We start from the raw sequence: 9807 nt of genomic DNA, 5'->3' as shown, positions 1-9807 counted from the left end.
TCCATCCGGGGCCGCAGCTGGGGGCGACGGTCGGAGCCACGCCCGGGGGGTCGGCCCCCCGGCCGCGAGCCCGCCACCCCCTCGACGAACTGACGGCCGGCCGTCACCCAGCGGTCGACGCGCTGATCGAGGGGGTCGCCACCACCTCGGGGGCGCCTGGAGGGTTCACGCTCGGGAGTGTCGCGCTCCCAGGGATCCCGTTCGCGGCCGTAGCCCTGATCCATCGGATGCATCAAACCAATTTAGCGGCGCCGGCCGGACAGCCAGTGCTCCCGCCCCATCCCCACCAGGGCAATGGTGAAGCCACCCCATTCCAGGGTCCACAGAAACGTCGCCATCGGCCCCAACACCTGCGCCAGAACCTAGGCGGTGTTGGGCTCGAACACCAGCAGACAGCTCGCATCCCAGCGCCCGCCATGGAGGCGCTCGCAGCAGCGGCGACAGGCCAGGCCCTGCCGGCGGCGCTGGTAGGGCGTGCGGCTGTCGCAGCACGGGCAGCGGGCGATCCAGCGGCTGGCCGCCACCGGCAGGGGATAGCGGTGCCGCAGGCTCACCTGAAAGTCGTCCTGGGCCCGGTTGATCTGCTCCATCCGGGCCCGGAAGCGGGGGCCGTGCACCTCCGACTCCGCCAGCACCCGGTCCACCCAGGCGTGGATCATCTCGTGGCAGAGGGTGCCCAGGATGGCCTGCCGCGGCAGCGGCTCCAGCAGGGGGCGGGAGAGGACGATCTCGCACAGGTCACGCCCGTCGGCCAGACGCCCCCGCCGGTAGAGCCCGGCGGTGCGGGTGAGGCGGCCGTCGCTCCAGCGGACGTCCACCAGGGGCCGGTTCTCCCGGGTGAGCTGGCCGTCGAAGTGCTCGCGGTTGAGCCGGTGGAACAGGGGCAGCAGCGGTTCCAGGGGCATCGGCCCATTCTGGTGGGGTCGTCCGTCAGACTCTGCAACGCTGCGAACGGATGGGATCACCATGGACTGGGGACTGGCCCGCGACATCGGCACCAAGCTCCTGCTGGCGGGGGCCGGGGGCCTGCTGCTCTACTGGACCGTCTCGGCGGTCAAGCTGGTGCTCAGTGCCCGGGGCATCAATCCGCTGATCAAGCAGTTCTTCACCCAGGTGGCCTCCGGCCAGGTGGACGGCGCCTACCTGCTCACCACCCGCAACTACCGCTCCCACGTCAACCGCCAGCAGTTCATCCGCTTCCTGGCCGGGCTGCAGCTCAACAAATACCGCAACCTCAAGTCCGGCCGGCCCCGGCTGCAGGAGGGCCAGGTGATCCTCACGGTGAAGCTCAAGAGCGACGGCAAGGAGGAGCTGCCCCTCGATTTCACCTTCGTGAAGGTGGAGGAGACCTGGAGGGTGGATCGCATCACCAAGCTGGCGGCCGCCTGAGCCGTGGCCCAAGCCCGGGCGGAGGAACTGCGGCGGCTGCTCAACCGCGCCGCCCACGCCTACTACGTGCTCGATGCTCCCGTGATGGAGGACCCGGTCTATGACCGGCTCTACCGGGAGCTCGTGGCGCTGGAGGAGGCCGATCCGGAGCTGATCCGGCCCGACAGCCCCACCCAGAGGGTGGGCGGCTCCCCGGCCGAGGGGTTCAGCAGCGTGGCCCACCGGATCCCGCTGCTGAGCCTCGACAACGCCTTCTCCCACGAGGAGCTCGACGGCTGGTACTCCCGGCTCCTGCGGGTGCTCGACCGGGAGCCGACGGCCGGCTCCCCACCTGCTGCCCTGCCGATGGTGGGCGAACTCAAGATCGACGGCAACGCCCTCGCCCTCAGCTACGAGCAGGGGGTACTGGTGCGGGCCGCCACCCGGGGGGACGGGGAGCGGGGCGAGGAGATCACCGCCAACGTGCGCACGATTCGCAGCGTGCCCCTGCGGCTCGACCTGGAGCAGCCCCCCGCCTGGGTGGAGGTGCGCGGTGAGGCCTTCATCCCGGACGCCACCTTCGCCGCCATCAACGCCGAGCGCGCCGAGCGGGGCGAGGCCCCCTTCGCCAATCCGCGCAACGCCTGTGCCGGCACCCTGCGGCAGCTGGATCCAAAGGTGGTGGCCTCCCGCAGGCTGTCGTTCTTCGCCTACACCCTGCACCTGCCCGAGGACTGGCGGGCCGGCCCCGGCGACCCTGCCGTGCCCCGCAGCCAGTGGCAGGCCCTCGCTTGGCTGAAGGCGGCCGGGTTCCGCGTCAATCCCCACTGCGCCCTCTGCCCCGATCTGGCGGCGGTACAGGCCTTCTGCGACCGCTGGGAGCAGGAGCGCCGCGGCCTGCCCTACGCCACCGATGGGGTGGTGGTGAAACTCGACGACCTGCGCCTGCAGGGGGAGGCGGGCTTCACCCAGAAGGCGCCCCGCTGGGCGATCGCCCTCAAGTACGCCGCCGAGGAGGCCCCCAGCCGCCTGCTGCGCCTCACCTGCCAGGTGGGCCGCACGGGGGTCGTCACCCCGGTGGCGGAGTTCGAGCCGGTGCCCCTGGCCGGCACCACCGTGAGCCGCGCCACCCTCCACAACGCCGACCGCCTGGCGGAGCTGGATCTCTGCGCCGGCGACACGATCGTGGTGCGCAAGGCGGGCGAGATCATCCCCGAAGTGGTGAGGGTGCTGGTGGAGCTGCGGCCGGAGGGAGCCCGGCGGCTGGAGCTGCCCCCCACCTGCCCGGAATGCGGCTCGGTGCTGGTGCGGGAAGTGGGGGAGGCCGCCACCCGCTGCGTCAACAACGGCTGCCCCGCCATCCTGCGGGGCTCCCTGCGCCACTGGGTGAGCAAGGGGGCCCTCGATGTGGACGGCCTGGGGATCAAGCTGATCGAGCAGCTGGTGGACCGGGGTCTGGTGGCCTCGATTCCCGACCTGTACCGGCTCGATGCCGCCCTGCTGGCCAGCCTGGAGCGGATGGGGGAGACCTCCGCCGCCAAACTGGTGACCGCCCTGGAGGCGTCGAAGCAGCAGCCCTGGCACCGTCAGCTCTACGGCCTCGGCATCCACCATGTGGGGGAGGTGAATGCCAAGGCCCTGGCCCGGGCCTTCCCCAGCGCCGCCGCGCTGGAAGCCGCCGCCCTCGCCGACGGTGCCGCCGAAGCCAACGATGCCGGCAAGGCAGCGGATCGGCTCACGGCGGTCTTCGGCATCGGCCCCGAGATCGCCCAGTCCCTGCGGCAGTGGTTCGCCACGCCGGCCAACCGGTTGCTGCTGGAGCAGCTGGGGGCGCTGGGCTTCTCTCTGGCCGCCCCCCCGGAGCCGGATGGCAGCGGCGATGGGGGGCCGCCGCCGGCGACGCCCCTGGCGGGGCTCACCTTCGTGCTCACCGGCACCCTCCCCACCCTGAGCCGCGCCGCGGCCCAGGCCCTGATCGAGGCAGCCGGGGGGAAGGTGAGCGGCTCGGTGAGCCGGAAAACCAGCTATGTGGTGGCCGGCGAGGAGGCCGGCGGCAAGCTCACCAAAGCCCAGGACCTGGGGGTCGCCGTGCTGGACGAGGATGGCCTGCGGGCGCTGCTGGCGGCAGATCCGGCCTGAGCCTCCCGTTGTTGTCGTTGGGATGACGGCGCCGGGACGGCCGGCCAGAGTGACGGGGGCACCCCTCCCCCCGCTCCATGCGACGACGGCAACTGATCGTGATCGCCGTGGTGGCCGCCCTGGGCTGGGGTGTGGCCCGGGCCCTGCCCCCGGGAAGGGCCCCGACCCTGCAGGGGCTGGCGGCGGCGCGCGGGCTGCGCTGGGGCACCGCCGTCACCAATGACCAGCTGCAGGATCCGGGCCTGCGCCGTCTGGTGAGCGAGCAGAGCGGCCTGATCGTGCCCGAATCAGAGCTGAAGTGGGATGGGGTGGAGGCCGCGCCCGGGCGCTTCGATTTCAGCGCCCCGGACCGACTGCTGGCCTTCGCCCGCGAGCAGGGCCTGGCGATGCGGGGCCACACCCTGGTGTGGCACGAGCAGCTGCCGGCCTGGGTGAAGGCCCTGCCGCCTGAGGAGCTGGATCGGGCCATGGCGACCTACATCCGCACGGTGGTAGGCCACTACCGCGGCCAGCTGCCGTCGTGGGACGTGGTCAACGAACCGATCGCCGACGACGGCACGGGCCTGCGCCGCAGCCTCTGGCTGGAGCGGCTGGGTCCCGACTACATCGCCCGGGCGCTGACCCTGGCGCACCAGGCCGATCCAAAGGCGGCCCTGGTGATCAACGAGTACGGGCTGGAGGGCGATGACCCCAAGACGCAGCGCAAGCGGCAGGCCTTCCTGACGCTCCTGCGGCAGCTGCGGCAGCGCGGCGTTCCCCTGAATGCCGTAGGCCTGCAGGCCCATCTCTATGCCAACGGCAGCGGACCGACCACCTTCCGCACGCTGCCCGCCTTCCTGCGGGAGCTGGCGGCCCTGGACCTGGACATCCTCGTGACCGAACTGGACGTGAACGACCGGGAACTGCCGGCGGCCATCCCGGAGCGGGACCGGGCCGTGGCAGCGGTGTACGGCAACTTTCTGGCGGCGGTCCTGCCGGAATCGCGGCTGAAACTGATCACCACCTGGGGATTGAGTGATCGCACCACCTGGCTGAATGCTTTCATGCCCCGGACGGATGGCCTGCCCCAGCGGCCCCTGCCCTTCGATGCAGACAACCGGCCGAAACCGGCGACCGCCACGATTCAGGCAGCCCTCGAGAAGCGCTGAGCGGCTCAGATGGGCAGCCCCAGCAGAGCTGGCTGCTGACAGATTCACGACCCGTCGATAGGGCTTACCCAAGCAAAAACAATGGCTGCTGATAGAATTCAAATCCGTTCATCCAACGTCGGGATGCCCCCATCCATCGCGGGCGCCAGCGACCCCGAATCCGCCGGACCGGTCGGTCAGGTCCTGGATGGCGCCGCCCCTGACATCGCCGGCCCTGAGATCGCCCCAACGGAAGACGACGACGCCATCCCCAGCTCCCGCAGGGCCGATCTCACCATCCTGCTGATTTCGGCGGGGCTGCTGATCACGGCCCTGGCCATCGTGATCAACTTCTTCACCGCCCGCTCCCGCGATGCGGTCATCAATGCCACCCCGATCGTGCTGCGGAGTCCGGTCACCGGCACCCTGGAGAGCCTCAACGTGGGCACGGGCGTGGGAGGTCCGCCCCGGCCAGACCCTGGCGATCATCGTCAACCCCAGGGCCTCCCGGGATGTCCTCTCGGCCCTCGAGACGGAGCTGGAATCGGCCCGGGGCCGGCTGCAAGAACTGCGCACCCGCCGCGATCTGCGCCGGAAGCTCGTCGATCGGCTCACCCAGGACGCCCGCCAGCAGCGCAACCTGGAGGTGGCCCGCGACCAGGGCGACCGCGACAACCTGGGTTTCGCCCTGGATCGCGCCCGCAAGGAACTGGCCTTCGCCCAAAGGGAAACCAAGCGCCAGGAGGAGCTGTTCCGGGCTGGTGCCGTGGCCGCGAACGTGGTCGACCGGGCCCGCACCACCGAACTGCAGCGGGCCCGGGAGGTGCGGGGCCTGGAGGCCCAGGTGGCCGGCCAGGCGGCGGTGCTGGAGGCCTCCCGCAATGAGCTCACCCTGCGCAACAACCGCAGCAACTCCGATCCGGTGGTGCGGCTGCAGGAGGCCACCATCGCCCTGGAGAACGCCGAGGGGGATGTGCGCACCCAGGCCTTCCAGGTGAGCGGTCTGGAGCAGCAGGTGGCCGTGGCGAAGAAGGAATGGCAGGAGCGCAGCAGCGCCCGCCTGATCAGCCCCCGCAAGGCGGTGATCTGGCAGCTGGGCGCCCAGCGGGGCGACTCCGTCGATGCGATGCAGTCGGTGATCCAGATGATCGACTGCAGCCAGCGCTGGCTCACCACCACGGTGGCGGAGAACGACCTCAACCGGATCCGCCTGGGCAGCAAGGCGAGGATCGAGCTGGTGGGCAGCCGGGACAAGCTGCGCGGTGAGGTGGTGGGGATCCGCTCCGGCATCGGCCGCACCCAGCTGGGTGAGGAGGCCCCCACGCCGGTGCCGATCAACCTGGCCCGGGAAAGCGAGGTGAAGATCCGCATCCTCAACGACTTCCCGGCGCCGCCGGGGGAGTTCTGCTACGTGGGCTTCACGGCGAAGGTCAGCTTCCAGCGATGAAGTTCCTGCATGCGTTTTCGGATCCCCAGGGCCGTTCGCGGATCTCGCCCTGGGTCTGGATGGTGCTGCTGCTGTCGGCGGGGTGCCTGGTGCTGGCGGTGCTGCTGGCCAACCTGCAGGTGTCCGTGGTGGCGATCGGGCTGCTCAATCCCCTCAGTTTCCGGGTCCTGCCCGAGCTCTGGCAGGTGCGGGATGTGTGGGTCGACGTGCTGCTGCCCCTGGCCCTGGCCCTGGGGATCTGCCTGGGGGTGAACCTGCTGCCGAGGCGTCCCTCCAGCTATCTGCTGGCCACCGTGCTGCTGTCGGTCTTCACGATCCGCTACTTCATCTGGCGCGCCACCACCATCAACACGGCCCACCCGGTCAGCCTGTTCTTCAGCCTCGTCTTCTTCCTCTGCGAGGTCACCTACCTGCTGACATCGGCGCTGCAGTTCTACCCCTCCCTCCAGTACAGGCCCCAGCAACGGCGACGCCAGGCGGACCAGCTGCTGGCCTGGGCGAAGGAACAGCAGCCCAGCGTCGACCTCTGGATTCCCACCTACAACGAATCCGAGCGCCTGATTAGGCGCTGCATCCTGGCCTGCCGCAACATTCAGTACGCCAACAAGACCATCTACGTTCTCGATGATGGCCACCGGCCCGCCATCGCCGCCCTGGCCGCGGAGCTGGGCGTGCAGTATCTGAGCCGGCCCGACAATCTGCACCGCAAGGCCGGCAACCTCAACTACGCCCTGGCCCATTCCAAAGGGGAGCTGATCGCCGTCTTCGATTGCGATTTCATTCCCTTCAGCCGCTTCCTCGATCGCACGGTGGGGTTCTTCCAGGATCCCGAGGTGGCCCTGGTGCAGACGCCCCAGCACTACTTCAACTCCGATTTCCACAATCGCAACCTCGGGCTGGATGTGCTGGTGCCGGACGACATGGACTACTTCTTCCATTACGTCCAGGTGATCCGGGATCCGTTCAATGCCGTGGTCTGCTGCGGCACCTCCTACTTGGCCCGGCGATCGGCCCTGGAGGCCATCGGCGGCTATGTCACCCACTGCATCGTCGAAGACAGCCAGACCGGCACTCGACTGCTCACCCATGGCTGGCGCATGATCTACCTCGATGAGGTACTGAGCCTGGGCGAAGTGCCGCGCACCTTCCGTGATTACCTTGAGCAGCGGCTGCGCTGGATGCAGGGCAATGTGCAGATCTTCACCTCACCGAAGCAACTGCCGATCTGGAAGACGCTGGATTTCTGGCAGAAGGTCTTCTATCTGAATCTTCTCCTCAGCCTGCTGACGCCCCTGTTTCGCGCCGTTTACATCATTTTCCCGCTCTTGTCGATGCTGATCGGCTTCACCCTGATCGCCGCCCCGCCGGTGGAATATCTGGCCTACGGCCTGCCCTTCGTGATGCTGCTCTACTTCCTGCCCTCCTGGCAGACCAACGGCCACTACTTCCATTTCTGGACGGAGGTCTACGAAGCCCTGTTCTGCTTCCCGGCCCTGAGGAGATTGTCCCAGATTCTGTTCCGGCCGTTCCGTTCCGTGGGCAGCCTGGTGACCAACAAGGACGTCACCAGCCAGAAACAGATCCTGGATCTGCGATTCGCCTGGCCGTTCCTGGCCTATCTCTTCCTGTTCGTGGGTGTACTGGTGCTGAACTACGGCCTGCCCCTGCTGGACATCCGCTGGTCCCGATCCGTCTTCGAGGGCGAAGGCCTGATGGTGGGCTGGAACCTCTACAACGGCCTGCTGATGTTCATCTGCCTGCTGGCCTGCATCGACAAACCGGTCCGCCGCCAGGCCGACCGCTTCCCCCTGGAACTGGCCGCCTGCCTGGAACTGGGGGGCAAGGAGTACTGGGGCACCACCAACGACGTGTCCGAGCAGGGGGCGAGCCTGGTCCTCAACACCGCCGCCCCCACGGGCACGGAGACGGAGGGGCTGCTGCGGGTGCCCCAGTTCCACCTGGAACTGCCGGTGCGCCTGATGCGCACGGCCCGCCGCCGCCAGCTGCCGCTGCTGGGGCTCAGCTTCCAGATGCCGGCCCAGGAGACGGAGGCCGCCCTGATCCAGCTGATCTACGGGGAAAACGCCTGGTTCCAGAAGGTGACGCGGGTGGGCAGCGTCGAGGCGCTGTTCCTGCTCCTGGGCAGCGTGGTGCGGGCCGAGCCGATCGTGCGGCGCTCCTGACCTGCCGGCCCGGCCGCCGATACATCGGGAATCGCCGGTTCAGCCCCAGAATGGCTGGGTGTTAGCCGATCCCGTGGCCGTCGCCCTTTCCTTGGACCACGACATCAGCCTCGATCCTCCGGCGCCTCCCTCCGTTCCAACGGCGGTGGCGCCGGTGGAGCCGCTGCCGGAAATCCCTGCGGAGCTGCGCCGCCAGCTGGCCCGCCACCAGCTGTTGATCCCGCTGCTGCGCCAGTCGGTGATCGCCACGGCCGTGGCCGCGGTGACCCTGGCGGAGGAGGAGCGCCAGAAGGCCCAGCAGGAGTGGGGCGCCAGCCACGGCCTCCGCTCCGCCGACGACCTGCGGGCCCACCTGCAGCGCCATGAGCTGTCGGAGGCCGACGTGCTCTGGCAGGCGGAGCTGCCGGCCAGGATCGAACGCCACTGCCAGGAGCATTTCCTGCACCGGGCCGAGCAGCGCTATCTGGCCCGCAAGAACCAGCTCGACCAGGTGATCTACAGCCTGCTGCGGGTGGAGGACGGGGCCCTGGCCCGGGAGCTCTACCTGCGCATCGCCGAGGGCGAAGCCGATTTCGCCGAGCTGGCCGCCACCTACGCCAAGGGGCCGGAGCGCTCCACCCGCGGGGTGGTGGGTCCGGTGCCGCTGCTGCAGGCCCATCCCTCCCTGGCCGAGCTGCTGCGCACCAGCCGGCCGGGCCAGCTGCACCCGCCCCTGCGCATCGACCGCTGGTGGCTGGTGGTGCGGCTGGAGACGCTCCGCTCCGCCAGCTTCGACGAGGCCATGCAGAAACGGATGGCGCGGGAGCTGTTCGAGGAATGGGTGGATCAGGAGGTGGCCCTGCAGCTGCGTCCGGGGCAGGGGCGATGACCTCCACCGTCCCTGGCCGCACCGACTGGCTCACCCTGCCGCCCTTCGACGGCCTGTCGGCCGCCGGCCGGGAGCGGCTGCTGGCGGAGGCCCGGCCCTGCCGCTTCCGTGTCGGCGAGGACCTCAGCAGCGCCGGCAGCATCGGTGATCGGGTGCTGGTGATCCTGGAAGGGGATGCCCGCCTGCTGGCGGAACGGGACGGCCGGCCCTTCACCATCGAGCGGCTCGGGCCCGGTTCGGTCGTCGGGCTGGTGTCGCTGCTGCGGGCGGAGGGGATCGAGCCGGTGAGCGCCGCCTCCGACCTGCTGGCGACGGCGATCCCCGACGCCGTGATGCTGGAACTGCTGCTGGCCGAGGAGGGCCTGCGCCGCTGGTGCGGCACCCAGCTTTGGACGGCGGAGCTGCATCAACTGCTGCTGCAGCGGGAGGGGGCCGCCGCGGGCCGCTTCGATCCGTCCCTGTGGCGGGAGAAGCTCGAACGCCTGCGCCAGCGGGCTCGGGGGGTGCGGCCAGCGGCCGATGGGGCCGTCGTCCTGCGGGACGGAGAGGAGTTGCTGCTGGCCAGCGCCAACGTGCCCGACCTGGCGATCGGCTCGGTGCTCGACCCGGCGCAGCCCCTGCCCCTGGCCCGCCCGCCGCTGCCGCTGCGTCTGGTGGCCCTCACCCCAGCCCCCG

The 9807-nt window shown here is 69.9% G+C and carries 8 protein-coding genes and 1 pseudogene; 7 read left to right on the top strand and 2 right to left on the bottom strand.

Annotated features, from left to right (window positions below):
• Positions 1 to 224: pseudogene (locus VB737_RS03720) on the bottom strand (hypothetical protein); the annotation flags it as partial.
• 138 nt (positions 225 to 362) lie between these two features.
• The gene (locus VB737_RS03715) at positions 363 to 905 is read right to left on the bottom strand and encodes a SprT family zinc-dependent metalloprotease (RefSeq protein WP_500311246.1); all 543 of its coding nucleotides are present in this window, start codon (positions 903 to 905) and stop codon (positions 363 to 365) included.
• Positions 906 to 966: 61 nt separating this feature from the next.
• Between VB737_RS03715 and VB737_RS03710 the strand changes: the two genes are divergently transcribed.
• The 7 genes from VB737_RS03710 to VB737_RS03680 all read left to right on the top strand — a co-directional run.
• On the top strand, positions 967 to 1389 hold the full coding sequence (locus tag VB737_RS03710) for a hypothetical protein (RefSeq protein ID WP_106219489.1): 423 nt from the start codon (positions 967 to 969) through the stop codon (positions 1387 to 1389).
• 3 nt (positions 1390 to 1392) lie between these two features.
• Positions 1393 to 3507: an NAD-dependent DNA ligase LigA gene (gene ligA, locus VB737_RS03705; RefSeq protein WP_500311244.1), complete on the top strand. Its 2115-nt coding sequence runs from the start codon at positions 1393 to 1395 to the stop codon at positions 3505 to 3507.
• 77 nt (positions 3508 to 3584) lie between these two features.
• Positions 3585 to 4655 carry an endo-1,4-beta-xylanase gene (locus VB737_RS03700; RefSeq protein ID WP_500311243.1) on the top strand — a complete coding sequence of 357 codons (1071 nt, stop codon included), beginning with the start codon at positions 3585 to 3587 and terminating at the stop codon, positions 4653 to 4655.
• Positions 4656 to 5019: 364 nt separating this feature from the next.
• Positions 5020 to 6081, top strand: a complete 1062-nt coding sequence (locus tag VB737_RS03695) for an HlyD family secretion protein (RefSeq protein WP_500311241.1) — start codon at positions 5020 to 5022, stop codon at positions 6079 to 6081.
• Positions 6078 to 8264: a glycosyltransferase gene (locus VB737_RS03690; RefSeq protein ID WP_500311240.1), complete on the top strand. Its 2187-nt coding sequence runs from the start codon at positions 6078 to 6080 to the stop codon at positions 8262 to 8264. Before VB737_RS03695 ends, VB737_RS03690 begins: the two co-directional genes overlap by 4 nt.
• Before the next feature lie 73 nt (positions 8265 to 8337).
• Positions 8338 to 9132 (top strand): peptidylprolyl isomerase, encoded by a 795-nt coding sequence (locus VB737_RS03685; protein ID WP_500311238.1) that lies wholly within the window; start codon positions 8338 to 8340, stop codon positions 9130 to 9132.
• On the top strand, positions 9129 to 9807 hold a 679-nt coding region (locus tag VB737_RS03680), incomplete at its 3' end, for a cyclic nucleotide-binding domain-containing protein (RefSeq protein ID WP_500311236.1). The genes VB737_RS03685 and VB737_RS03680, both read left to right, overlap by 4 nt.

The organism is Synechococcus sp. BA-120 BA3, assembly GCF_034931285.1.
Classification (GTDB): domain Bacteria; phylum Cyanobacteriota; class Cyanobacteriia; order PCC-6307; family Cyanobiaceae; genus Cyanobium.
The sequence above is the reverse complement of the archived record's forward strand: the minus strand, read 5'-3'. Positions and strand labels throughout refer to the sequence as shown.

Excerpts from the sequence above, each read along its gene's own strand:
- VB737_RS03715 (WP_500311246.1), bottom strand. The coding sequence starts at position 905 with ATGCCCCTGGAACCGCTGCTGCCCCTGTTCCACCGGCTCAACCGCGAG.
- VB737_RS03700 (WP_500311243.1), top strand. The coding sequence starts at position 3,585 with ATGCGACGACGGCAACTGATCGTGATCGCCGTGGTGGCCGCCCTGGGC.
- VB737_RS03695 (WP_500311241.1), top strand. The coding sequence starts at position 5,020 with ATGCCACCCCGATCGTGCTGCGGAGTCCGGTCACCGGCACCCTGGAGA.
- VB737_RS03690 (WP_500311240.1), top strand. The coding sequence starts at position 6,078 with ATGAAGTTCCTGCATGCGTTTTCGGATCCCCAGGGCCGTTCGCGGATC.
- VB737_RS03710 (WP_106219489.1), top strand. The coding sequence starts at position 967 with ATGGACTGGGGACTGGCCCGCGACATCGGCACCAAGCTCCTGCTGGCG.